The sequence below is a fragment of the Streptomyces sp. NPDC014907 genome, from assembly GCF_055562975.1.
In genome coordinates, this window is sequence record NZ_JBVHEG010000003.1 from 603,695 (window position 1) to 626,086 (window position 22,392).

The 22,392-nt window shown below is 72.4% G+C and carries 22 protein-coding genes; 11 read left to right on the plus strand and 11 right to left on the minus strand.

From position 1 onward, the window contains the following. Window positions 1-128: 128 nt before the first annotated feature. Window positions 129-626: an ATP-binding protein gene (locus ACZ3IL_RS11895; RefSeq protein ID WP_467389133.1), complete on the minus strand. Its 498-nt coding sequence runs from the start codon at window positions 624-626 to the stop codon at window positions 129-131. A 337-nt stretch (window positions 627-963) separates the two neighbouring features. Here ACZ3IL_RS11895 and ACZ3IL_RS11900 point away from each other — a divergent pair, with 337 nt between their 5' ends. The 4 genes from ACZ3IL_RS11900 (at window position 964) to ACZ3IL_RS11915 (ending at window position 4,729) form a co-directional block, all read left to right on the plus strand. Continuing rightward, entirely contained in the window at window positions 964-1,836 is an 873-nt protein-coding gene (locus ACZ3IL_RS11900; RefSeq protein ID WP_467389135.1) for a helix-turn-helix domain-containing protein, read from the plus strand. A gap of 136 nt (window positions 1,837-1,972) precedes the next feature. Next, a complete protein-coding gene (locus ACZ3IL_RS11905) occupies window positions 1,973-3,430 on the plus strand; it encodes an aldehyde dehydrogenase family protein (RefSeq protein ID WP_467389137.1) in 1,458 nt (485 codons plus the stop codon). A gap of 91 nt (window positions 3,431-3,521) precedes the next feature. Continuing rightward, complete coding sequence (locus ACZ3IL_RS11910) at window positions 3,522-4,070, plus strand: DinB family protein (protein WP_467389139.1); 549 nt, start codon at window positions 3,522-3,524, stop codon at window positions 4,068-4,070. 44 nt (window positions 4,071-4,114) lie between these two features. Next, window positions 4,115-4,729, plus strand: coding sequence for a PadR family transcriptional regulator (locus tag ACZ3IL_RS11915; protein ID WP_467389141.1), 615 nt, complete (start codon window positions 4,115-4,117; stop codon window positions 4,727-4,729). Window positions 4,730-4,773: 44 nt separating this feature from the next. Here ACZ3IL_RS11915 and ACZ3IL_RS11920 read toward each other — a convergent pair whose 3' ends face one another. Next, window positions 4,774-6,063 carry an ion channel protein gene (locus tag ACZ3IL_RS11920; RefSeq protein ID WP_467389143.1) on the minus strand — a complete coding sequence of 430 codons (1,290 nt, stop codon included), beginning with the start codon at window positions 6,061-6,063 and terminating at the stop codon, window positions 4,774-4,776. A 72-nt stretch (window positions 6,064-6,135) separates the two neighbouring features. Beyond that, a complete protein-coding gene (locus tag ACZ3IL_RS11925) occupies window positions 6,136-6,504 on the minus strand; it encodes a YbjQ family protein (RefSeq protein WP_467389305.1) in 369 nt (122 codons plus the stop codon). Window positions 6,505-6,781: 277 nt separating this feature from the next. On the opposite strand from ACZ3IL_RS11925, the gene ACZ3IL_RS11930 reads away from it, so the two are divergent. Next, window positions 6,782-7,483, plus strand: coding sequence for a DedA family protein (locus ACZ3IL_RS11930; RefSeq protein ID WP_467389145.1), 702 nt, complete (start codon window positions 6,782-6,784; stop codon window positions 7,481-7,483). A gap of 18 nt (window positions 7,484-7,501) precedes the next feature. Here the strand turns inward: ACZ3IL_RS11930 and ACZ3IL_RS11935 are convergent, their stop codons facing one another. Together ACZ3IL_RS11935 and ACZ3IL_RS11940 are read right to left on the minus strand one after the other, a co-directional pair. Next, window positions 7,502-9,199, minus strand: coding sequence for a threonine/serine exporter family protein (locus ACZ3IL_RS11935; RefSeq protein WP_467389307.1), 1,698 nt, complete (start codon window positions 9,197-9,199; stop codon window positions 7,502-7,504). A gap of 137 nt (window positions 9,200-9,336) precedes the next feature. Beyond that, the gene (locus tag ACZ3IL_RS11940; protein ID WP_388690783.1) at window positions 9,337-9,828 is read right to left on the minus strand and encodes an inorganic diphosphatase; all 492 of its coding nucleotides are present in this window, start codon (window positions 9,826-9,828) and stop codon (window positions 9,337-9,339) included. A 102-nt stretch (window positions 9,829-9,930) separates the two neighbouring features. Between ACZ3IL_RS11940 and dacB the strand changes: the two genes are divergently transcribed. From dacB to folE, 6 genes are all read left to right on the plus strand, one after another. Further along, window positions 9,931-11,337: a D-alanyl-D-alanine carboxypeptidase/D-alanyl-D-alanine endopeptidase gene (gene dacB, locus ACZ3IL_RS11945; protein WP_467389148.1), complete on the plus strand. Its 1,407-nt coding sequence runs from the start codon at window positions 9,931-9,933 to the stop codon at window positions 11,335-11,337. 253 nt (window positions 11,338-11,590) lie between these two features. Then, complete coding sequence (locus ACZ3IL_RS11950) at window positions 11,591-12,730, plus strand: zinc-dependent metalloprotease (RefSeq protein ID WP_467389150.1); 1,140 nt, start codon at window positions 11,591-11,593, stop codon at window positions 12,728-12,730. A 217-nt stretch (window positions 12,731-12,947) separates the two neighbouring features. Beyond that, a complete protein-coding gene (gene tilS, locus ACZ3IL_RS11955) occupies window positions 12,948-13,970 on the plus strand; it encodes a tRNA lysidine(34) synthetase TilS (RefSeq protein WP_467389152.1) in 1,023 nt (340 codons plus the stop codon). Between the two features lie 41 nt (window positions 13,971-14,011). Further along, complete coding sequence (gene hpt / locus ACZ3IL_RS11960; RefSeq protein ID WP_388691329.1) at window positions 14,012-14,551, plus strand: hypoxanthine phosphoribosyltransferase; 540 nt, start codon at window positions 14,012-14,014, stop codon at window positions 14,549-14,551. Window positions 14,552-14,722: 171 nt separating this feature from the next. Continuing rightward, window positions 14,723-16,741 carry an ATP-dependent zinc metalloprotease FtsH gene (gene ftsH, locus ACZ3IL_RS11965; protein WP_467389154.1) on the plus strand — a complete coding sequence of 673 codons (2,019 nt, stop codon included), beginning with the start codon at window positions 14,723-14,725 and terminating at the stop codon, window positions 16,739-16,741. 99 nt (window positions 16,742-16,840) lie between these two features. Next, window positions 16,841-17,449: a GTP cyclohydrolase I FolE gene (gene folE, locus ACZ3IL_RS11970; protein ID WP_467389156.1), complete on the plus strand. Its 609-nt coding sequence runs from the start codon at window positions 16,841-16,843 to the stop codon at window positions 17,447-17,449. 46 nt (window positions 17,450-17,495) lie between these two features. Here the strand turns inward: folE and ACZ3IL_RS11975 are convergent, their stop codons facing one another. From ACZ3IL_RS11975 to ACZ3IL_RS12000, 6 genes are all read right to left on the minus strand, one after another. Continuing rightward, entirely contained in the window at window positions 17,496-17,975 is a 480-nt protein-coding gene (locus tag ACZ3IL_RS11975) for a DUF3180 domain-containing protein (RefSeq protein WP_467389158.1), read from the minus strand. Between the two features lie 52 nt (window positions 17,976-18,027). After that, window positions 18,028-18,627, minus strand: coding sequence for a 2-amino-4-hydroxy-6-hydroxymethyldihydropteridine diphosphokinase (folK, locus tag ACZ3IL_RS11980; protein WP_467389160.1), 600 nt, complete (start codon window positions 18,625-18,627; stop codon window positions 18,028-18,030). Further along, complete coding sequence (gene folB / locus ACZ3IL_RS11985) at window positions 18,624-18,983, minus strand: dihydroneopterin aldolase (RefSeq protein WP_467389162.1); 360 nt, start codon at window positions 18,981-18,983, stop codon at window positions 18,624-18,626. The genes folK and folB overlap by 4 nt, the downstream gene beginning before the upstream one ends. A gap of 134 nt (window positions 18,984-19,117) precedes the next feature. Further along, window positions 19,118-19,594 carry a nuclear transport factor 2 family protein gene (locus ACZ3IL_RS11990; protein ID WP_467389164.1) on the minus strand — a complete coding sequence of 159 codons (477 nt, stop codon included), beginning with the start codon at window positions 19,592-19,594 and terminating at the stop codon, window positions 19,118-19,120. Then, the gene (gene folP, locus ACZ3IL_RS11995; protein ID WP_467389166.1) at window positions 19,591-20,451 is read right to left on the minus strand and encodes a dihydropteroate synthase; all 861 of its coding nucleotides are present in this window, start codon (window positions 20,449-20,451) and stop codon (window positions 19,591-19,593) included. The genes ACZ3IL_RS11990 and folP overlap by 4 nt, the downstream gene beginning before the upstream one ends. 31 nt (window positions 20,452-20,482) lie before the next feature. Then, a complete protein-coding gene (locus ACZ3IL_RS12000) occupies window positions 20,483-22,321 on the minus strand; it encodes a phosphatidylglycerol lysyltransferase domain-containing protein (protein ID WP_467389168.1) in 1,839 nt (612 codons plus the stop codon). Window positions 22,322-22,392: the final 71 nt, after the last annotated feature.

Consider the following 22,392-nt stretch of genomic DNA (forward strand, 5'->3'; position numbering starts at 1 on the left):
GGCACGGAAGAGGCCCCGGCGGTGACCGCCGGGGCCTCTTCCCCGTCTCCGTACGAGACCGTCCGTCTCCGCCCGGGACCGGCCGGGGCCGTCAGTGGCGACCCGGGACCGCTCGGGGCCGCCGGGGGCTACTCGGGGCCGACGCGGAACAGCGCCCACACGACCTTGCCCCGGAGCGTGCCCGCCAGCGGGTGCCAGCCCCAGCTGTCGCTGAACGAGTCCACCAGGAACAGGCCGCGCCCCGACTCGGCGGCGAAGTCCTCCTCGCCGTCGCGCGTCTCCGGGCTCTCGGTGCTGGGATCGCGCACGGCGCACACCAGGCGCGAGGCCCAGCGCATCAGGTGCAGCCGGACCGGCGGATTCCGGTCGTCGTCCCGGCACGCCTCCGCCGGCACCGCGTGGCGCAGGGCGTTGGTGACGAGTTCGGAGACGACGAGGGACACGTCGTCGAAGCGCTCGGACAGCTCCCAGCGGTCGAGCGTCGCGCTGGTGAACTTCCGTGCCCCGCGCACCGCTTCGTACCGCGCGGGCAGCGCGCAGGAGGCGGAGGTGGAGACGGCGCCGGGATCGAGCGGCGGAAGGCCCTGCCGTAAAGGCTCGAGCACGGTCGATCCATTCGTCCCCATGCGAGGCACTCCCGGGAATCGCGACTGTGGTGCGACAACACGACAACACGAACGAGTACGCGGCTGCGCGGGCCCCATGGTTCCGAATGCGCCCACGGGATGCAAGGGCAGATGCACGTGCACGTGCCGGACCTGTCCGTTCCCATGCTGAATCTATGCATAAGTCATCCGGACCTGGAAGGAAACTTTCCGCTATCTGCACGCACTGTGCGCACGAAGACCCAGAAGTCGCCACTCATCTGTAATCGCCTGTGTACGCCCCGGAGCGTTTGGTGGCAGAATCCGGGGCTCGACGGGGGCCGGACGGGGGTTCGACACCAAAGGGGAGGCTGGGGCCGTGACCGCAGGCGAAACGGGCGGAGCGAGCGGGAGCGTGGTGCGGCGCATCCTGCTGGGCTCCCAGCTCAGGCGGTTGCGGGAGTCGCGCGGGATCACCCGCGAAGCGGCCGGCTACTCGATCCGCGCGTCCGAATCCAAGATCAGCCGCATGGAGTTGGGACGGGTGAGCTTCAAGGCCAGGGACGTCGAGGACCTGCTCACGCTCTACGGCGTCAGCGACGACGCCGAGCGCGGAGCCCTCCTCGGGCTCGCCCGCGAGGCCAACGTCGCCGGCTGGTGGCACAGCTTCGGCGACGTCCTGCCCGGCTGGTTCCAGACGTACATCGGGCTCGAAGGCGCCGCCTCCCGCATCCAGGTCTACGAAGTGCAGTTCGTGCACGGCCTGTTGCAGACCGAGGAGTACGCCCAGGCCGTCGTCTCCCGGGGCATGCCCGGCGCCCCCCGCGCCGAGATCGACCGCCGGGTCGCCCTGCGGCTCGAACGCCAGAAGATCCTCGTCTCCGAGCACGCCCCCCGGTTCCACGCCGTCCTCGACGAGGCCGCCCTGCGCCGCCCGTACGGCGACCGCGACGTCATGCGGGGCCAGTTGAGGCACCTCATCGAGATCTCCGAGCACCCCGGCGTCACGCTCCAGATCATGCCCTTCAGCTTCGGCGGCCACGCCGGCGAGAGCGGTGCCTTCACCGTGCTGAGCTTCCCCGAGTCCGACCTCTCCGACGTCGTCTACCTGGAACAGCTCACCAGCGCCCTCTACCTCGACAAGCGCGAGGAGGTCGCCCAGTACCGGCGGGTGATGGAGCGGCTCCAGCAGGACGGGCCGGATTCGGCCGAAAGCCGGGACATCCTCCGGGGCCTCCTTCAACTCTCCTGATCCATCAGTACGATGACGCCACATCAGTCGCACACCAGTCGCACCCGGTCGTGCACCAGTCGCGTCCGGTCGTGCGGCGGTCGTGCTCAGTCGCGCACCGGGCGCGCCTCAGGCAGCGGGTAGAGGGGTCTCCACCATGTCGCACTTCACCGACCTGGCCCACCAGTACATAGACGGCGAGTGGAAGCCGGGCAGTGGCTCGTGGGACATCATCGACTTCAACCCGTACACCGGGGAGAAGCTGGCGTCGATCACCGTCGCGACCGTCGGAGAGGTGGACCGCGCCTACCGGACCGCCGAACGCGCCCAGGCCGCGTGGGCCGAGACCAACCCGTACGCGCGCCGGCTCGTCCTCGAACGCGCGCTGCGGATCGTCGAGGACCGCGAGGAGGAGATAGCGGAGACGATCGTCGCGGAGCTGGGCGGCACCCGCCTCAAGGCGGCCTTCGAACTGCACCTCGCCAAGGAGTTCCTGCGCGAGGCGGTCCACCTGGCGCTGCGCCCCGAGGGCCGCATCCTGCCCTCCCCGGTCGACGGCAAGGAGAACCGCGTCTACCGCGTCCCGGTCGGCGTCGTCGGGGTCATCTCCCCCTTCAACTTCCCCTTCCTCCTCTCGCTCAAGTCGGTCGCGCCCGCCCTCGCGCTCGGCAACGCGGTCGTCCTCAAGCCGCACCAGAACACCCCGATCTGCGGCGGCACCCTCGTCGCCAAGGTCATGGAGGAGGCGGGCCTGCCGGCCGGCCTGCTGAACGTCGTCGTCACCGACATCGCGGAGATCGGCGACGCCCTCCTGACCCACCCCGTCCCGAAGGTCATCTCCTTCACCGGCTCCGACAAGGTCGGCCGGCACGTCGCCACGGTCTGCGCGCAGAACTTCAAGCACGCCGTCCTCGAACTCGGCGGCAACAGCGCCCTGATCGTCCTGGACGACGCCGACGTGGACTACGCGGTCGACGCGGCCGTCTTCAGCCGCTTCGTGCACCAGGGCCAGGTCTGCATGGCCGCCAACCGCATCCTGGTGGACCGCTCCCTGGAGGAGGAGTTCACCGGGAAGTTCGTGGCGAAGGTGAGGACCCTGCGCGTCGGCGACCCGGCCGACCCCGCCACCCACATCGGCCCGCTCATCAACTCCCAGCAGGCCGAGTCCGTCTCCTCCCTGGTCGACCAGACGGTCGCCGCCGGCGCCACGGCGCTGCTGCACGGCACGGTCGACGGCAACCTCGTCTCCCCGTCCGTCCTCACCGGCATCACCGCCGGCTCCCCGGTCCTGAGCCAGGAGATCTTCGGCCCGGTCGCCCTGATCGTGCCCTTCGACGGCGAGGACGAGGCCGTGCGGATCGCCAACGACACCCCGTACGGGCTCAGCGGCGCCGTCCACACCGGTGACGTCGAGCGGGGCGTGCGGATCGCCAAGCGCATCCGCACCGGCATGATCCACATCAACGACGGCACCGTGCACGACGAGCCCATCGTCCCCTTCGGCGGCGAGAAGAACTCGGGCGTCGGACGGCTGAACGGCGACTCGATGGTGGACTCCTTCACCACCCAGAAGTGGATCTCGGTCCAGCACGGCCGCAGCCGCTTCCCCTTCTGAACCGGCCGAACCGGCTTGAGGACAGCGGTTGTCCGCAAGCCTCCGTAACGTGAACGGTGTCACAAGAAGCCAGCAGCAGGAGGCGTACACCATGGTTGCCCTCGTTTCCCCAGGAACCCCCGGCGACGAGCGGGGCACGCTCCTCGACTTCGTCGAGGCCCAGCGCGCCGCGCTCCGCCGTTCCCTCCTCGGCCTCACCGAGGAGCAGGCGGCGAGCGCCCCCAGCGCCAGCGAGCTGAGCCTCTCCGGCCTGGTCAAGCACGTCGCCGAGGTCGAGCTGAACTGGCTCCGGCTCGCCCAGCAGCGGCCCAACGAGCGGCAGCGGTCCCAGGAGACCTGGGGCGACGGCTTCCGGCTCGTGGACGGCGAGACGATCCCGGAGACCCTGGCGTTCTGGGCCGACGTGGCGAAGCAGACGGAGGAGTTCGTCCGCTCCGCGCCCAGCCTGGACGACACCTTCCCGCTGCCGCCCGCGCCCTGGTTCCCGAAGGACGGGCGGGTCACCGTCCGCTGGATGCTGCTCCACCTCGTCCAGGAGATGGGGCGGCACGCCGGCCACGCGGACATCGTCCGCGAGACCATCGACGGAAAGGGCTCCTTCGACCTGATCGCGGAGGAGGCGGAGGCGCGGACCCGGTGATCGCCGCGCGTACCCTGGTCGGGATCGACCAGGAGGTACGTGGAATGTCGGCGATCCGTCTTCTTGTCCTGGGCGCGGTGCGGCAGCACGGCCGCGCCCACGGCTACCAGGTGCGCAACGACCTGGAGTACTGGGGCGCCCACGAGTGGTCCCACGCCAAGCCCGGGTCGATCTACCACGCGCTGAAGCAGATGGCGAAGCAGGGACTGCTGCACGCCCACGAGGTCGCGCCGAGCGCGGTCGGCGGCCCGCCGCGCGTCGAGTACGAGCTGACGGAAGCCGGCACGGAGGAGTACTTCGCGCTGCTCCGCGAGGCGCTGACCACCTTCGACCAGAAGACGGACGTCCTGTCGGCGGGCATCGGCTTCATGGTGGACCTGCCCCGGGAAGAGGTGGTGGAGCTGCTGCGCCGCCGGGTGCGGGCGCTCGACGAGTGGCGGACGTCCGTCACGGAGTACTACACGCCGGCGGAGGGCCCGGGCGGGCTCGGGCACATCGGCGAGATCATGCACATGTGGCTCGCCTCGGCCGACGCGGGCAAGGAGTGGACGCTCGGCCTGATCGGTCGGATCGAGGGCGGGGCGTACGTGTTCGCGGGCGAGGGCGACCCCTTCGTGGGGGTGCTCGCGGACGGCGAGGAGAACCCGTACGCGACCTGACGGGGCCCGCTTCCGGCCGGCGCGGGCGCGGCGCCTCCGTGCCGTCAGCGCAACGGCTTCCCGGCCCCGTCCAGTTCGAGCTGCGGGCGGCCGGTGACGATCAGCCAGGCGGGCAGCGAGGCCAGGCAGAGCAGGGCGAGCATCGCGGGGGAGGCGGCGAGGACGGCGCCGACGAAGAGGCTGATCCAGCCCTGCCGGGTGGTGGCGAGCAGCACTCCCAGGACGGCGGAGGAGACGGCGACGGCCGGGTGGACCTCGGGGACGAGGGCCTGCGCGAGGAGCCCGAGGGCGGAGCCGACGAAGACGGCGGGGAAGATCCGGCCGCCCCGGAAGCCGCAGGAGGAGGCGACGAGGAGCGCGAGGAGCTTGACGGCGGTCAGCTTCGCCAGTTCGCCCGAGGGCCAGCCGCCGATGTTCGCGGTGAGCTGCTTGACCTCCTCCAGGCCCTTGAAGAGGGTCAGGGGCCCGCCGAGGGCACCCAGGAGGCCGAGGACCAGGCCGCCGAGGGGCAGCATCAGCAGGGGGTGCCGCAGACGCCGCGCGGCGGCGTGGACGTACGGGAAGAGGTGACCGGCCAGGAGGCCGAGGAGGGCCCCGGCGGAGGCGATCACCAGGGCCGCCAGGAGGTCCTCCCCGCCGGGGTCGGTCAGCGGCGGCAGCCCCAGGGCGAAGGTGGGCTCGGCGAGCAGCTGGGTGGTCACGGCGCCGGTGCCGGCGGCGAGCAGCGGGGCGAACAGGCGGTCCCAGAGGGAGCCGGGGCCCGGATGCCCGGCCAGGGCCTCGGAGATGACGAGGGCGGCCGCGACCGGGGTCCCGAAGAGGGCGCCGATCGTGGCGGCCGAGGCGAGCGACACCCAGGCGACGGCCGGCACGGCGGGCGCGACCCTGCGGCCCAGCCCGTACGTGAGCGCGACGGCGGAGGCGATGACCGGGTTCTCGGGGCCGAGGCTGACCCCGCCGGCGAGGGCGAGGGTGCCGGCGACCAGCAGCCCCGGCACCGCCCCCGGGGCGATCGGCGTCCCGCCGAGCCCCGTGGTCGCCGGATCGGGCCCGGCGTGCCCGGGAACCTTCCACACGACCAGGCCCACGGCGACGCCGGTCGCCGTGAGCACGGAGACCGTCCAGAGCGCGGAGTACGCGCCGACGCCCAGGGTGCCGGGCAGGTCCTCCCAGAGCACGTCCTTGAACTCCTCCGCGAGGGCGCTGATCCCCAGGAACAGCAGGGCCGCCCCCACGCCGACCACGATCGCGGGCAGGATCTGCGGCAGCAGGACCCGCAGCGGGGCCTCGTCGGCGGCGGGGGACGGCGCGGGCGGCGCCTGATCGCTGGACACCGCCCCACCATAAGGACCCAAAACCCCGCAAACGGCCAGGACGGGGCGGGGCGTCCCCGAGCCGTCTTCCCCTCAGGGGCTCGGCTCGATCACCACGGCCGTGCCGTACGCGCAGACCTCGGTCCCGACGTCCGCCGCCTCCGTCACGTCGAAGCGGAACATGAGCACGGCGTTCGCGCCGCGTGCCCGCGCCTGTTCCACCAGCCGTTCCATCGCCTGGTTGCGGGTCTCCACCAGGGTCTTCGTCAGCCCCTTCAGCTCCCCGCCGATCATCGACTTCAGGCCGGCGCCGATCTGGCTGCCCAGATGGCGGGACCGCACGGTGAGGCCGAAGACCTCGCCGATCACGTGCCGGACCTCGTGGCCCGGGACGTCGTTCGTGGTCACGACCAGCACGTCGGGATGCGGACCCTGGCCGCCTCCGTACTCCTCGATGCCCATCGGCATGCACCTCCTGCCCCCACCTTCCGCCCCGCGCGCGCCTCCCGCACCCCGTCCGCGCCCCGTCCGCGCCGCGCGGGAGGCCCGGGGAGGACTCCGGGGAAGCCTCGGAGAAGACTCGGGGAAGGGCCCGGAGGAGGCCGGGAAGGTCCCGGTGAAGGTCCGGAAGGTCCCCGGGAAGCCGTGGGAACCGGGTGGAACCGGGGGCGGCCGCACCGCGTTGATAGTTTGGGGCAGCCGTCCCCGAGCCCCCACCGACCGCAGGAGTCCGGAACCCGTGAACACGCTTGCCCTCGGACCGAGCTGGCTGGACCCGGATTATCTGATCCAGACCTTTGGTCTGATCGGTGTCCTGGTGATCGTCTTCGCCGAGTCCGGACTCCTCATCGGGTTCTTCCTGCCCGGTGACTCGCTCCTCTTCACCACCGGTCTGCTCGTCACCACGGGGAAGCTGGACACGCCGCTGTGGCTGGTCTGCACCCTGGTGGTGGCCGCCGCGATCATCGGCGACCAGGTCGGGTACCTCTTCGGCCGCAAGGTCGGGCCGGCCCTCTTCAAGCGCCCCGACTCCAAGCTGTTCAAGCAGGAGAACGTCGAGAAGGCGCACGAGTTCTTCGAGAAGCACGGCCCGAAGTCCCTGATCCTGGCCCGTTTCGTCCCCATCGTCCGGACGTTCACGCCGATCATCGCGGGCGTCAGCCGGATGAACTACCGCTCGTTCATCACCTTCAACGTCATCGGCGGCGTCCTGTGGGGCGCCGGGGTGACCCTGCTGGGCGCCTCCCTCGGCAAGATCGACTTCGTGCACAAGCACATCGAGATGATCCTCGTCGGCATCGTCCTGATCTCCGTGGTCCCGATCGTGATCGAGTACCTCCGGGCCCGCGCCCAGTCCAGGAAGGCCCGCGCCCAGGAGGACCAGGACGCCCCCGGCGCCCCGGACTCCCCCTCGTCCCGGGGCCGTCACGCCAAGCGCTGACGCCCCGCGCCGCACCCGTCAGAAGCCCCTGGTGCGCTTCGCGGCCCGCCGGGCCGCGGCCGCGCCGGGGGCCTGCATGAAGAGGCGGGCCAGCTCGCCCCCCAGGTTCACCCCGATCGCGATCGCCAGGGCCAGCGCCGACGCCTTCGCCAGCGAGGCGAACCCCTGGTCCAGGTTGTTCTGGGCGATGGCCAGGACCCCGAAGTACGTCGCCGAACCGGGCAGCAGCGGGCCGATCGCCGCCGTCACGTACGGCAGCGACGAGGTGTGCTCGTACCGGGCGATCAGCTGCCCGAAGAGGCCCACGAGGCCCGCCGCCACCGCCGTCGCCATCACCGCGGACCCCTCCGCCGTCACCGCTATCGACGCGTACACCACCCACGCCACCCCGCCGTTCAGCGTCGCGAACAGCACCGTCGCCCGCGACTGCTGCAGCAGGACCGCGAAGGTCGCGCACAGCACCATCGACGCCAGGATCTGCGTCACCGGCCGCTCCACCGCCCGCAGCGCCCCCTCGGGGTTCAGCTGCGCGTCGAACTGCACCGCCACGTACAGCACCGACAGCACGCCCACCACGATCGCGACGAAGAAGTACGCGACCTCCAGGAGCCGCGCCGAGGCCGTGATGTAGAAACCGGTCAGGCCGTCCTGCACCGCCGCCACGAGCGCCCGCCCCGGAATCAGCGCGAACAGGCCACCGGTGATCACCGCCGACGGACGCAGGTCCGCGTGCAGCAGCGTCAGGAGCACCCCCATCGCCGCCGGGGGCATCGCCGCCACCAGGAACTGGTAGAACTCCGGCAGCCCCCGCCCCGCGCACAGCCACGCCAGCCGGTCGCCGAGCACCGCGCCGAGCGCCGCCACGAAGAACACCGTCGCGCCGCCGCCGAGCAGCACCGACGCCGCCCCCGCGAGCACCCCCGCCGCCGACGTGAGCACCCACCCCGGGTACGGGTGCCGGTTGCGCCGGATCTCCGCGAGCCGCCGGTACGCCTCCTCGGTCGTCACCTCGTGCGCCTGGTCGTCGTGCGCCGGCGCGTTGATGTCCGCGAGGAGCTGGTAGACCGCCGCGAGCCGCGTGTAGTCCGTGCCCCGGCGGCGCACCGTCCGGTTCGCCGTCACCGGATCGTCCACGAGCGACGGCTGGTACGTGACGGACAACAGCGTGAACGTCACCGTCGGCTCGCACCGGTCGAGCCCGTACGCACGGCAGATCGCGAACATCGCCGCCTCGACGTCCTCCGCGCCCTCCCCGCCCGCGAGCAGCAGCTCCCCGATGCGCAGGGTCAGGTCGAGCACGCGCGGCACCGAGGGCCCGGCCTCGTCCGCCTTGCGCGCGGCCTCCGGCACCGGCCGCTCGCCCACCGGAAGCCGCAGCATGGTCCGCATCCGGTCCTGCCACGGCGCGTCCTTCGACAGCCGCACCAGGGGCACCCCGTACGCGGGGGTGAACGCGGGCGGCGAGTTCTTCGCCGAGTACGTGGCGGGCGGCGCGAACGCCGAACCCTCCGGCTCCCGCTCCGTCTCCGTCCTCGTCCCCGGCGGAAGCGCGAACTCGGAGGTCGGGTGCTCCTCCTCCGGCGGCGCGGCCGGCTCCACCCCGGACGGCGGGACGAACGCGCTCCGCGCCTCGTCCGACACCGGCTTCCGGTCCTCCGGACCCTCCCCGGCAGCCTTCTCCCGCACGTCCTTCGAGCCGTCGGGCTCCGCCACCACTCTGCCCGCCTCACTTCCTCGCACATCTGGAACCGTGGCCTCCAGTATGGGCGTGCGCAGGACGCACGAAGGGCGGTGCGCCCGCCGGGGAACTCCCGGGGGCACACCGCCCGTCACACGGTCACGGGGGAACCGGCTCAGTGGCCGCCCTGCTCCTTGGCGCGCGCGTACGACTTCTCGATCTCGGCCTCGGCCTCGGCGCGGCCGACCCAGTCGGCGCCCTCGACCGACTTGCCCGGCTCCAGGTCCTTGTAGACCTCGAAGAAGTGCTGGATCTCCAGGCGGTCGAACTCCGGCACGTGCTGGATGTCCTGCAGGTGCTCCATGCGCGGGTCCGTGGCCGGGACGCACAGCAGCTTGTCGTCGCCGCCCGCCTCGTCCGTCATGCGGAACATGCCGATCGCGCGGCACTTGATCAGGCAGCCCGGGAAGGTGGGCTCGTCGAGGATCACGAGCGCGTCCAGCGGGTCGCCGTCCTCGCCGAGGGTGTTCTCCACGTACCCGTAGTCGGTCGGGTAGGCCGTCGACGTGAAGAGGCGACGGTCCAGACGGATGCGACCGGTCTCGTGGTCGACCTCGTACTTGTTCCTCGATCCCTTGGGGATCTCGATGAGAACGTCGAACTCCACGGGTGGCTCCTCCTGAATCAGCACAAGTGAACGCTCGCGACGGCGCGCGGTGATTAAGTGTCCCTCACGCACGTGTGTGATCGCGAAAGGGGCTGGTCAGCAATGCCCGAGCCGAGGACCTGGCAGCTCACGGCGGGCTCCGCCGCCCTCGGTCTGGCCGTGGCCGCCACGGCGGTGACCCTGGCCGGCCCCTGGGACTCCGGCCAGCGTACGGCCGAGCGGGCCCGCGCCACCGCCCCCGCGGCGGGTGGCGCACGTCACGCCCCGCCCCCGGCCCCCGCCGCGCCCCGCCGCCCCGCGCCCGCCCCCAGCGCCCCCGGCGTCCTCGCCGCCCCCCGGCCCGCCGCCGCCGGACGCCCCGCCGACCTCGCCGCCGTCCTCGCCCCCCTCCTCGCCGACCCCGGCCTCGGCCCCCTCCGCACCGCCTCCGTCGTGGACGCCGCCACCGGGAGACAGCTCTACGGCGAGGGCGCCACCACCCCCATGACCCCCGCCTCCACCGTCAAGATCGCCACCACCGCCGCCGCGCTCTCCGCCCTCGGCCCCGACCACCGCATCCCCACCACCACGACCGCGTCCCCCGACGGGAAGACGGTCACCCTCACCGGCGGCGGCGACCCCACCCTCGACCCCGCCCGCCTGGAGGCCCTCGCCACCGACACCGCCCGCGCCCTCAGGACCCGCGGCCTCACCTCCGTACGCCTCGCCCACGACACCGGCCTCTACTCCGGCCCGGTCCGCCACCCCATCGGCCGCAACGAGAACATCGCCCCCGTCACCGCCCTCATGACCCGCGGCGGACGCCTCGACGGCAGCACCACCGGCCCCGCGGACCGCGGCGACGACCCGGCCCGCGACACCGCGACCGCCTTCGCCGCCCTCCTCACCCGCGCCGGTGTCCGGGTCACCGGCGACCCCGCCCCCGGCCGCGCCCCCGCCACCGCCCCCCTCGCCCGCACGTACTCCGCCCCCCTCTCCGACCTCGTCGAACGCACCCTCACCCACAGCGACAACGACCTCGCCGAAGCCCTCGCCCGGCAGACCGCCCTCGCCCGCGGGCTCCCCGCGAGCTTCGACGGCGCCGGAAAGGCCGTACGGGACGAACTCGCCGCACTCGGCCTCCCCGTCACCGGGGCCCGCTTCGCCGACGGCAGCGGCCTCGACCGCCGCGACCGCGTCTCCGCGGCCCTCCTCACCGCCCTCCTCACCCGAGCGGCCGACCCCGCCCGCCCCGCCCTGCGCCCCCTCCTCACCGGACTGCCCGTCGGCGGCTTCACCGGCACCCTCGCCGACCGCTTCGACACCGCCCCCGCCACCTCGGGAGCCGGACTCGTCCGCGCCAAGACCGGCACCCTCACCGGCGTCAACACGCTCGCCGGAACCGTCGTCGCCCCCGACGGCCGCCTCCTCGCCTTCGCCTTCCTCGCCGGCCGCACCCCCTCGCCCCACGAGGCGCAGCCCGCCCTCGACCGGCTCTCCGCCGCCCTCGCCGGCCAGGACCGGCCGTAGGGCGTGTGTCGGAAGTCCCGTCTGCCCGGCGGCGCCCGGCACGCACCCCCCGTGGCCCTTCGGGCCCGGGGGTGCCCCCAGCCGCGTTGTCGGGATCGCACGCACCGGACACCGCCGGGCCCGCCCTCCGGGCAGACGACGTCACTTCCGACACACGCCCCAGGACACGCCCGGCGGACCGGCGCCTGACGTGCTCCGGCCCCGTCCGTACCGAACACGCACCGAACGGGCGCCGGGGCCGTACGGTTGACGCATGACGAGCATCGGTGGAGCAGGCACATCCGGGATGGTCGACTGGAACCTCGCGGTCGCGACCGCGACCCGCCTCGTGCGGCCCGGACCCGAAGTCGGCCGCGACGAGGCCCGCGAGGTCGTCGCCGAACTCCGCAGGCACGCCAAGGCCTCGGAGGAACACGTCCGGGCCTACACCCGGATGGTCCCCGAGGGCCACGAACCCCCCGACACCCCCGTCCTCGTCGTCGACCGCGCGGGCTGGATCAAGGCCAACGTCGCCGGGTTCCGCGAACTCCTCACCCCCCTCCTCGGCAAGATGAGGGAACGCCGCTCCACCGCCCCCGGCAGCGCCGTCCTCGGCGCCGTCGGCGGCAAGGTCACCGGCGTCGAACTCGGCGTCCTGCTGTCCTTCCTCGCCTCCCGCATCCTCGGCCAGTACGAGACCTTCGCCCCCGCCACCCGCGACCTCCCCGCCGGCGACGCCGGCGGCGGACGCCTCCTCCTGGTCGCCCCCAACATCGTCCACGTCGAACGCGAACTCGACGTCTCCCCGCACGACTTCCGGCTCTGGGTCTGCCTCCACGAGGAGACCCACCGCACCCAGTTCACCGCCGTCCCCTGGCTCCGCGACCACCTCAGGGGCGAAATCCAGTCGTTCCTCGCCGCCACCGACATCGACCCCGGCTCCTTCGCCGAACGCCTCCGCGACGCCGCCCAGTCCCTCGTCGGCGGCCGCCCCGAGGGCGAGGAGGACGAACCCTCCCCCTCCCTCGTCGAACTCGTCCAGACCCCCGAGCAGCGCGAGATCCTCGGCCGCCTCACCGCCGTGATGTCCCTCCTCGAAGGCCACGCCGACCACGTCATGGACGGCGTCGGCCCCCAGGTCGTCCCCTCCGTCGCCGAGATCCGCGAGAAGTTCCAGGCCAGGCGCGCCCGCGGCGCCTCCCGCCTCGACCTCGCCCTCCGCAAGCTCCTCGGCCTCGACGCCAAGCTCCGCCAGTACCGCGACGGCGAACGCTTCGTCAGCGCCGTCGTGGACCAGGTCGGCACCGACGGCTTCAACCGCGTCTGGACCTCGCCCAACACGCTCCCCACCAAGGCCGAGATCGCCGCGCCCGCCGACTGGATCGCACGCGTCCACGGCAGGACGGACTCCTGAGACAGGAGTGACGGACGGCACGCGAACGCGGGAGGAACACACCGGAACGCCCCCCAATCACCCGTCCGAGGGACCCTGCCCCCGGGGCGAGGCGTGCAATGCTCGGTCGACGGGCGGGTTTCTGTCACCATCGACGCACTCTGAGTGACCGAACCCCCCCTCCCGACCGTTAAGACTCCGACCGAGGCACCCCACCCCATCACGAAGGGCACCGGACATGGGTCCCCATCCTGCGGTCGCGGCGATACGCCTGGCGGTCCGCCGCGTACTCCACGACATCCTCACCGAGCACCAGACGACCGACCCCGCCCCCGCACCCGGCGCGCACACCCCCCTCGTGCTCGTCGCCTGCTCCGGAGGCGCCGACTCCATGGCGCTCGCCTCCGCCCTCGCCTTCGAGGCCCGCAAGCTCCCCCTGCGCGCCGGCGGCGTCACCGTCGACCACGGCCTCCAGGAAGGCTCCGACACCCGGGCCGCCGAAGTGGCCGAACGCATGACCGCCCTCGGCCTCACCCCCTCCGAGGCCGTCGCCGTCACCGTGGGCCGCGAGGGCGGACCCGAAGCCGCCGCCCGCGACGCCCGCTACGCCGCCCTCGACGCCGCCGCCGAACGCCACGGCGCCGCCGCGGTCCTCCTCGGCCACACCCGCGACGACCAGGCCGAGACCGTCCTCCTCGGCCTCGCCCGCGGCTCCGGCATCCGCTCCCTCTCCGGCATGGCCGCCGTCTCCGGCGCCACCGGCCGCTACCGCCGCCCCTTCCTCCAGCTCGACCGCCAGACCGTCCGCAGGGCCTGCGTCGCCCAGGAACTCGCCGTCTGGGACGACCCCCACAACAGCGACCCCGCCTACACCCGCTCCCGGCTCCGCCACGAGGGCCTCCCCGCCCTCGAGAAGGCCCTCGGCAAGGGCGTCGTCGAAGCCCTCGCCCGCACGGCCCGGCTCTCCCGCGACGACGCCGACGCCCTCGACACCTGGGCCGCCGACGCCGAGACCGCCGTGCGCGACGAGGCGGGCGCCCTGGAGTGCGCCAAACTCTCCGGACTCCCCCCCGCCGTACGCCGCCGCGTCCTGCGCCGGGCCGTCATCGCCGAGGGCGCCCCCGCCGGCTCCCTCTTCGCGCGCCACATCGAAGAAGTCGACCGGCTCGTCACCGGCTGGCACGGCCAGGGCGCCATCAACCTGCCCGGCCGCGTCGAAGCCCGCCGCCAGGGTGGCAGACTGGTCATCCGGCAAGGCTGACGCACGCTGCAACGAAAGTGACCCGGGTGAACGAGAAGGACATGGGCACCGACCTCCAGTCGGTGCTCATCACCAAGGAAGAGATCGACGCCAAGCTGGCAGAGCTGGCCGCGAAGATCGACACGGAATACGCGGGCAAGGACCTGCTCATCGTCGGCGTCCTCAAGGGCGCCGTGATGGTGATGGCGGACCTGGCCCGCGCCCTGTCCACCCCCGTCACCATGGACTGGATGGCCGTCTCCTCCTACGGCGCCGGCACCCAGTCCTCCGGCGTCGTCCGCATCCTCAAGGACCTCGACACCGACATCAAGGGCAAGCACGTCCTGATCGTCGAGGACATCATCGACTCCGGCCTCACGCTGTCCTGGCTCCTGTCGAACCTCGGCTCGCGGGAGCCCGCCTCCCTGGAGGTCTGCACCCTCCTGCGCAAGCCCGAGGCCGCCAAGGTCGCCATCGACGTCCGGTGGATCGGTTTCGACATCCCCAACGAGTTCGTCGTCGGCTACGGCCTCGACTACGCCGAGAAGTACCGGAACCTCCCCTTCGTCGGCACCCTCGCCCCCCACGTCTACGGCGGCTGATCCCACGGCCGCACGGGGAACCCGCACCGCCTTCCCACCGTTGAACCACGGGAAGGCGGTCGCGGGCGACGATGCTGAGGTACCGTCCGAAGAACAGCTTTTTCACACAGCAGCTCACACAGCAGCATTTTCCTACGGGCAGGAGGGACGGAGCGTCATCGCTCCGTATGGATGGACGTGAAGCGATACTTCCGTGGGCCGGTCATGTGGATCGTGCTGGCCGTCCTCGCCGTGGTCGTGCTGATGCAGGTCGTCGGCTCGTCCGAGGGCTACAAGACGGTGGACACCGGCCAGGTCGTCCAGGCGATCGACAAGAACCAGGTCAAGCAGGCAAAGATCACCACCGGCGACGAACAGCTCATCAAGATCGAGCTCGTCGACGGCCAGAAGATCGACAAGAGCGACAAGATCCAGGCCAGCTACATCGGCAGCCAGGGCGTGGCCCTCGCCGACAAGCTCCAGGACAAGTTCGAGGCCGGGCAGATCGAGAAGGGCTACACCGTCTCCCCGACGAAGCAGTCGCCCTTCGTCTCGATCCTGCTCTCCCTCCTCCCCTTCGTCCTCATCGTGGTCGTCTTCCTCTTCCTGATGAACCAGATGCAGGGCGGCGGCTCCCGCGTCATGCAGTTCGGCAAGTCCAAGGCGAAGCTCATCACCAAGGACACCCCGAAGACCACCTTCGCCGACGTCGCGGGCTCGGACGAGGCCGTCGAGGAACTCCACGAGATCAAGGAGTTCCTCCAGGAGCCGGCCAAGTTCCAGGCCGTCGGCGCCAAGATCCCCAAGGGCGTCCTGCTCTACGGCCCCCCCGGAACCGGCAAGACGCTCCTCGCGCGCGCCGTCGCCGGCGAGGCCGGGGTGCCGTTCTACTCGATCTCCGGCTCCGACTTCGTCGAGATGTTCGTCGGCGTCGGCGCCTCCCGGGTCCGCGACCTCTTCGAGCAGGCCAAGGCCAACGCGCCCGCCATCGTCTTCGTGGACGAGATCGACGCCGTCGGACGCCACCGCGGCGCCGGCCTCGGCGGCGGCCACGACGAGCGCGAGCAGACCCTCAACCAGCTCCTGGTCGAGATGGACGGCTTCGACGTCAAGGGCGGCGTCATCCTGATCGCCGCCACCAACCGGCCCGACATCCTCGACCCGGCGCTCCTGCGCCCCGGCCGCTTCGACCGGCAGATCGCCGTCGACCGCCCGGACATGCTGGGCCGTCTGGAGATCCTCAAGGTCCACCAGAAGGGCAAGCCGGTCGCCCCGGACGTCGACCTCGGCGCCGTCGCCCGCCGCACCCCCGGCTTCACCGGTGCGGACCTCTCCAACGTCCTCAACGAGGCGGCGCTCCTCACCGCCCGCGGCGGTCACAAGCTGATCGACAACAAGGCGCTGGACGAGGCGATCGACCGCGTGGTCGCGGGCCCGCAGAAGCGGACCCGGATCATGTCGGACAAGGAGAAGAAGATCACCGCGTACCACGAGGGCGGCCACGCCCTGGTCGCGGCGGCCTCGCCCAACTCCGACCCCGTCCACAAGATCACCATCCTGTCCCGCGGCCGCGCCCTGGGCTACACGATGGTCCTCCCGGACGAGGACAAGTACTCGACCACCCGCAATGAGATGCTCGACCAGCTCGCGTACATGCTGGGCGGTCGCGCGGCCGAGGAACTGGTCTTCCACGACCCGACCACGGGCGCCGCGAACGACATCGAGAAGGCCACCGCCACGGCCCGCGCGATGGTCACCCAGTACGGCATGACCGAGCGGCTCGGCGCCATCAAGTTCGGCGGCGACAACACCGAGCCCTTCCTCGGCCGTGAGATGGCACACCAGCGCGACTACTCGGAAGAGGTCGCCGCGCTGGTGGACGAAGAGGTCAAGAAGCTCATCGAGACCGCGCACAACGAGGCGTGGGAGATCCTGGTCGAGAACCGCGACGTCCTCGACAACCTGGTGCTCGCCCTCCTGGAGAAGGAGACGCTGGGCAAGGAGGAGATCGCCGAGATCTTCCGCCCCATCGTGAAGCGCCCGGCCCGCCCGGCGTGGACCGGCTCGTCCCGCCGCACCCCCTCCACGCGCCCGCCGGTCCTCTCCCCCAAGGAGCTGGCCCTGACGAACAGCGCGAACGGCTCGTCCACCCAGGTGGAGACCACCAAGGGCATCGACATCGCCCCGGTGGACCCCCCCTCCGAGGACTGACCGCCCGGCGGACCCGGAATGGATGCCGCGCCCCCACAGGTTCTAGCCTGTGGGGGCGCGGCATCTTTCGCGCACAGGTTCACACGGAACGAGGCACAGATGACCGACCCGGTGACGCCGGCCGGCGAAGGCACGATCGGCGAGTACGACGAGAAGCGCGCCGAGAACGCCGTACGCGAGCTTCTCATCGCGGTCGGCGAGAACCCGGACCGCGAGGGCCTGAGGGAGACGCCGGCCCGGGTGGCGCGGGCGTACAAGGAGCTCTTCGCGGGGCTGTGGCAGAAGCCCGAGGACGTCCTGACGACGACGTTCGACCTGGGGCACGACGAGATGGTCCTGGTGAAGGACATCGAACTGATGGCCACCTGTGAACATCATCTGCTCCCGTTCCACGGCGTGGCGCACATCGGCTACATCCCCGCCGAATCGGGCAAGATCACGGGCCTGTCCAAGCTGGCGCGTCTCGTCGACGTCTTCGCCCGCCGCCCGCAGGTCCAGGAGCGGCTGACGACGCAGATCGCGGACTCGCTCATGGAGATCCTGGAGGCGCGCGGCGCGATCGTCGTCATCGAGGCCGAGCACATGTGCATGACCCTGCGCGGCGTCCGCAAGCCGGGCGCGAAGACGACGACCTCGGCGGTACGGGGACAGCTCCGCAACGCCACCACGCGCGCCGAGGCCATGTCCCTGATACTGGCCCGCCGGTAACGGACCGCCCGTCCCGCTCCCGGGGCCGCCGGGAGCGGAAGCGGTGTCAGGCCGTCGACGGCCGGTTGTCGTCCTCGTCGTCCGGGAGCCTGCAGACGCGCTCCAGGAAGAGGGCGGCGGCGATGACGCCGAGGCCCGCCAGGACCGCGAGGGCCGCGTAAAGGGCCTGGTCGCGGCGGGCCGGGACGTCGAGGAAGCCGAGGAGGAAGACGCCCGTGCCGCCGTACATGCCGGCGACGAGGGCGACGACCAGGGCGCTGGCCTGACCGAAGACCACCGCGCGGGCCGCCATCAGGGGCTCGATGCCCTTGGCGCCGGGGCGGCGCTCGCGCTGGGCCCTGAGGCGGGAGCGGATCGAGAGGGCGGTCGCCGTGAGGACGGCGGCGATCACGGCGAGGACGACCGGCGCGGCGACCGGCACGCTCGGCAGCGTGCCGACCGAGTCCCAGAGCCGGGCGCCGCCCCAGGAGAGGACGCCGGCCGCCAGGAACAGCCCGGCGAGCACCTTGAGCCGCAGTTGTTTCACCGGGTGTCCTTCACGTGGTCGCGGTCGGTCCGTTCCGTCACGAGCCTAACGACTATTCGGGCAGACGGAGTTCCAGGTCGGCACGGACGGTCACGCCCTCGCGTCCCACGGTGTCGAGGAGGTCGGCGACCGCGCCGCGGCCGGGGAGGTCCGCTCCGGGGTCCACGTCGAGCCAGGGGGCGAGGACGAAGGCGCGCTGGTGGGCGCGGGGGTGCGGGAGGGTGAGGACGGGGTCGTCGGAGACCACGTCCGCGTACGCCACGATGTCGACGTCGAGGGTGCGCGAGCCCCAGCGCTCCTCGCGGACGCGGTGGAAGGCCTCCTCGACGGCGTGGGCGCGCTCCAGGAGGGAGGAGGGCGGCAGGGTCGTCTTCACGAGGGCGACGGCGTTGAAGTACGAGGGCTGGGTGCCGGGGTCGACGCCCCAGGGCTCCGTCTCGTACACGGGGGAGACGGCCTTGACCCGGAGGCCGGGGGTGTCGGCGAGGGCGTCGAGGGCCCCCTGGAGGGTCTCCAGGCGGTTGCCGAGATTGGAGCCGAGCGCGATGACCGCGCGGCGGGGGTTGGAGAGGGTGGTGTCGGCGGCGTCGACGGTCTCGACGACGGAGGCCGGCACGGGCTGGACGGTGGGGTCGCTCTGCGTCGCTTTCATCGTCGGCTCCGGGTGATCGTGACGGTGACGTCGTCGAAGGGAACGGTGATGGGCGCGTCCGGCTTGTGGACGACGACCTCCACCTCCTGTACCCCGGTGTGCTCCAGGCATCGCCGGGCGATGCGGTCGGCGAGGGTCTCGATGAGGTCGACGGGTTCGCCCTGGACGATCTCCACGACCTCTTCGGCGACGATTCCGTAGTGCACGGTCTTCGTGAGGTCGTCCTCGGCGGCGGCCGGACGGGTGTCCAGGCCGAGGACCAGGTCGACGATGAAGGTCTGCCCCTCCTCGCGCTCCTTGGGGAAGACGCCGTGGTGGCCCCGGGCCTTGAGGCCGCGCAGCGCGACACGATCCACGCGAATCACTCCTGCTGTCGTAGTTCGGGTGGCCACGCAGCCGGGTGCGGACGGCCGGGTGTCCAGCGTCGAATCTACCCGCGAGGACCGACAGGGCGTGCCCGTGGGGGGCGGGGGACGGCTGGGGTCGCGGGTCAGAGGGGCGGTTCGGTGTCGTCGGGGGCGGGCCCGGCGGGGTCCTGGCCGGTGGTCTCGGCGAGGACGGGGGAGGCGTGGTGGGACCAGAGGCGCCAGCCGTCGGGCGTGCGGCGGAAGAGGTTGGTGGCGACGACGAGCTGTCCGACGAGGGGGCCGAGGTCGTCGCCGTCCTCGGCGGGGCCGCCGCTGAGGATGTTCTCGGTGCAGGTGACGAGTGCGGTGTCGCCGGCCAGGGAGATCCGCAGGTCGGTGAGGAAGAACTGGATGTACTCGGTGTTCGCCATGATCAGGGCGTAGGAGCGGAGCACCTCGCCGCGGCCGGTGAGGACGGGCCAGCCGGGGTGGACGCAGGTGACGGGGGTGTCGTCGGCGAGCCAGAGGCCGGAGACGGTCTCGAAGTCGCCGTTCTCGAGTGCTTCGTAGAGGGCGGTGTTGGCGGCTTCGACGGCGGCCTCGTCCGTGGCGGGGGTCACCTGGCTCCTTCGACGGCCCGGGCGACCCGTACGGCGTCGGCGGTGGCGCGGACCTCGTGGACGCGGACGGCCCACGCGCCCGCGTGGGCGGCGAGGGCGGAGACGGCGGCGGTGGCGGCGTCGCGTTCGCGGGCGGGGGGAGGGGCGGCGCCCTCGTGGGCGAGGACGTGGCCGAGGAACCGTTTCCGCGAGGCGGCGACCAGGAGGGGGCGGCCGAGGGCGCGCAGCTCGGGGAGGTGGGCGACGAGGGCCAGGTCGTGCGGGGCGTGCTTGGCGAAGCCGAGTCCGGGGTCGATCACGACGCGGTCGGGATCGACGCCGCCGGCGACGACGGCCTCCAGGCGGGCGCGGAGTTCGGCGACGACCTCGGTGACGACGTCGTCGTAGACGGCGAGCCGGTTCATGTCCTGGCTGAAGCCGCGCCAGTGCATGACGACGAAGGGGACCTCGGCGGCGGCGACGGCGGGGACCATGGCGGGGTCCGCGAGGCCGCCGCTGACGTCGTTGACGAGGGTGGCGCCCGCTTCGACGGCGCGGGCGGCGACACGGGCGCGCATGGTGTCGACGGAGACGGTGACGCCCTCGGCGGCGAGGCCGCGGACGACGGGGACGACCCGGCGGAGTTCCTCCTCCTCGTCGACGCGGGTGGCGCCGGGGCGGGTGGACTCGCCGCCGACGTCGACCAGGTCGGCGCCCTGGGCGACGAGGTCGAGGCCGTGTTTGACGGCGGCCGTGGTGTCGAACCAGCGGCCGCCGTCGGAGAAGGAGTCGGGGGTCACGTTGACCACGCCCATGACCGCGCAGCGGTCCCACTCCGGCAGGCCCCGGGCCGTGCCCCGGTCGGTCGTCGTACGCATGGTTCCAGCGTAGGGCCTGCCGGGGCCGGGATCAGGCGGCGTGGACGCCCCGCTCGGCCGGTGCGGGGGCGAGGTGGGCGCAGGGGCGGGGGGCCCGGGCGGGGCGCCGGCGGGCGAAGGGGCGGGGGAAGGAGAGGTTCACGAAGCCCTCGGCCTGCATGGCGGCGAAGCCGATGCGGGGGAGGTCGCGGCTGGCGCGGTAGACGACGAAGCGGGGTTCCCAGCGGGGCTGGAACTTGGCGTTGAACTTGTAGAGCGACTCGATCTGGAACCAGCGGGAGAGGAAGACGAGGAGCCCGCGCCAGAGGCGCAGGACGGGTCCGGCGCCGATCTTCTCGCCGCGGGCGAGGGCGGCGCGGAACATGGCGAAGTTGAGGGAGACGCGTGCGATGCCGAGGCCGGGGGAGGCCTGGAGCGCGGCGACGATCAGGAGCTCGTTCATGCCGGGGTCGGCGGAGCGGTCGCGGCGCATGAGTTCGAGGGACATGCCGTCGGGGCCCCAGGGGACGAAGTGGATGATCGCCTTGAGGTCGCCGTAGGGGGAGTCCGCGTCGTCGTCCTCCTTGTGGGCGGTCGCTATCACCGCCTCGCCGTCGCCGGGGGCGCCGATGCGGCCGAGGGCCATGGAGAAGCCGCGTTCGGTGTCGGTGCCGCGCCAGGCGGCGGCGGCCTGGCGGACGCGTTCGAGTTCGTCGGCGTCGAGGTCACGGACCCGGCGGACCCGGGTGGTGTAGCCGTTGCGTTCGATGCGCTTGACCATCTGGCGGACGTTGCGCATGGCCCTGCCGGAGAGGGAGAAATCCGCGACGTCGACGACCGCCTCGTCGCCGAGTTCGAGGGCGTCGAGGCCGGTCTCGCGGGTCCAGACCTGGCCGCCGGTCTCGGAGCAGCCCATGACGGCGGGGGTCCAGGAGTGGATCTTGGCCTCGTCCATGAACCGCTCGATGGCGCCGGGCCAGGCCTCGACGTCGCCGATGGGGTCGCCGCTGGCGAGCATGACGCCGGAGACGACGCGGTAGCAGACGGCGGCCTTGCCGCTGGGGGAGAAGATGACGCCCTTGTCGCGGCGGAGGGCGAAGTGGCCGAGGGAGTCGCGGCCGCCGTGCTGGTCGAGGAGGGCGCGCAGCCGGGCCTCGTCGTCGTCGGTGAGGCGGGCGGCGGGGTGCTCGGGGCGGAAGGCCAGGTAGATGGTGGTGAGGGCGGTGAGCATGCCGAGGGCGCCGAGGGAGTAGCCGACGGTCCAGTCGACGCCGTGGGTGTACTCGACGGGGCCCTCGAAGCCGAAGAGTCCGTACAGGACGTGTTCGAGGCGGTCGGTGAGGCTGGGGCTGCCGAGGACGCGGCGCGGGTGGGCGCTGACGATGACGAGGCCCAGGCCCAGGGAGCCGGCGCCCATGACGACGAAGTTGGCGAGGGCGCGCCAGCGGCTGCGGGGGTCGGGGAGGGCGGCGAATTCGCCGCGGTGCCGCAGCAGGAGGGCGAGGAGCACGACGGAGAGGAGGGCGCCGAGCACGGAGTGGCGCCAGACGAACTGGGCGGCGGCGCCGAGGGGCAGGAGCACGACGGCGGCGCGCCAGGCGCGGCGCTTGTGCCGCTTGAGTCCGTGGGCGAGGAGCAGGAGGAGGACGCCGGCGCTCAGGGAGAGGGCGGCGGAGAGGGGGCCGAGGGTGCCGGGGAGGACTTCGGCGAGGGCGTGGACGCGGCTGGCGCGGAAGCGGGGGAAGACTCCGGCGGCGATGTCGATGAGGCCGATGAGGGTGCAGGCCGTACCGACGAGGGAGGGGACCTTCGCGGGTTGGGGGCCGCGGAGAATCCGGCGTGCCCGGTCCGGAACCAATCCTCTTTTGTCCCCATCTACCGTGACAGACATGACTTCCCGTACTTCTCGTGGTCCTGCGCGGCGGCTTCGGTTCCGGCCGGGTCCCGCGGCGCTTCCGGCGG

Excerpts from the sequence above, each read along its gene's own strand:
- ACZ3IL_RS11925 (WP_467389305.1), bottom strand. The coding sequence starts at position 6,504 with ATGGGCATCGAGGAGTACGGAGGCGGCCAGGGTCCGCATCCCGACGTG.
- ACZ3IL_RS11950 (WP_467389150.1), top strand. The coding sequence starts at position 11,591 with ATGACGAGCATCGGTGGAGCAGGCACATCCGGGATGGTCGACTGGAAC.
- ftsH (WP_467389154.1), top strand. The coding sequence starts at position 14,723 with ATGGACGTGAAGCGATACTTCCGTGGGCCGGTCATGTGGATCGTGCTG.
- ACZ3IL_RS11915 (WP_467389141.1), top strand. The coding sequence starts at position 4,115 with ATGTCGGCGATCCGTCTTCTTGTCCTGGGCGCGGTGCGGCAGCACGGC.
- ACZ3IL_RS11910 (WP_467389139.1), top strand. The coding sequence starts at position 3,522 with ATGGTTGCCCTCGTTTCCCCAGGAACCCCCGGCGACGAGCGGGGCACG.
- dacB (WP_467389148.1), top strand. The coding sequence starts at position 9,931 with ATGCCCGAGCCGAGGACCTGGCAGCTCACGGCGGGCTCCGCCGCCCTC.
- hpt (WP_388691329.1), top strand. The coding sequence starts at position 14,012 with ATGGGCACCGACCTCCAGTCGGTGCTCATCACCAAGGAAGAGATCGAC.
- ACZ3IL_RS11895 (WP_467389133.1), bottom strand. The coding sequence starts at position 626 with ATGGGGACGAATGGATCGACCGTGCTCGAGCCTTTACGGCAGGGCCTT.
- ACZ3IL_RS11905 (WP_467389137.1), top strand. The coding sequence starts at position 1,973 with ATGTCGCACTTCACCGACCTGGCCCACCAGTACATAGACGGCGAGTGG.
- folK (WP_467389160.1), bottom strand. The coding sequence starts at position 18,627 with ATGAAAGCGACGCAGAGCGACCCCACCGTCCAGCCCGTGCCGGCCTCC.
- tilS (WP_467389152.1), top strand. The coding sequence starts at position 12,948 with ATGGGTCCCCATCCTGCGGTCGCGGCGATACGCCTGGCGGTCCGCCGC.
- ACZ3IL_RS12000 (WP_467389168.1), bottom strand. The coding sequence starts at position 22,321 with ATGTCTGTCACGGTAGATGGGGACAAAAGAGGATTGGTTCCGGACCGG.
- folE (WP_467389156.1), top strand. The coding sequence starts at position 16,841 with ATGACCGACCCGGTGACGCCGGCCGGCGAAGGCACGATCGGCGAGTAC.
- folP (WP_467389166.1), bottom strand. The coding sequence starts at position 20,451 with ATGCGTACGACGACCGACCGGGGCACGGCCCGGGGCCTGCCGGAGTGG.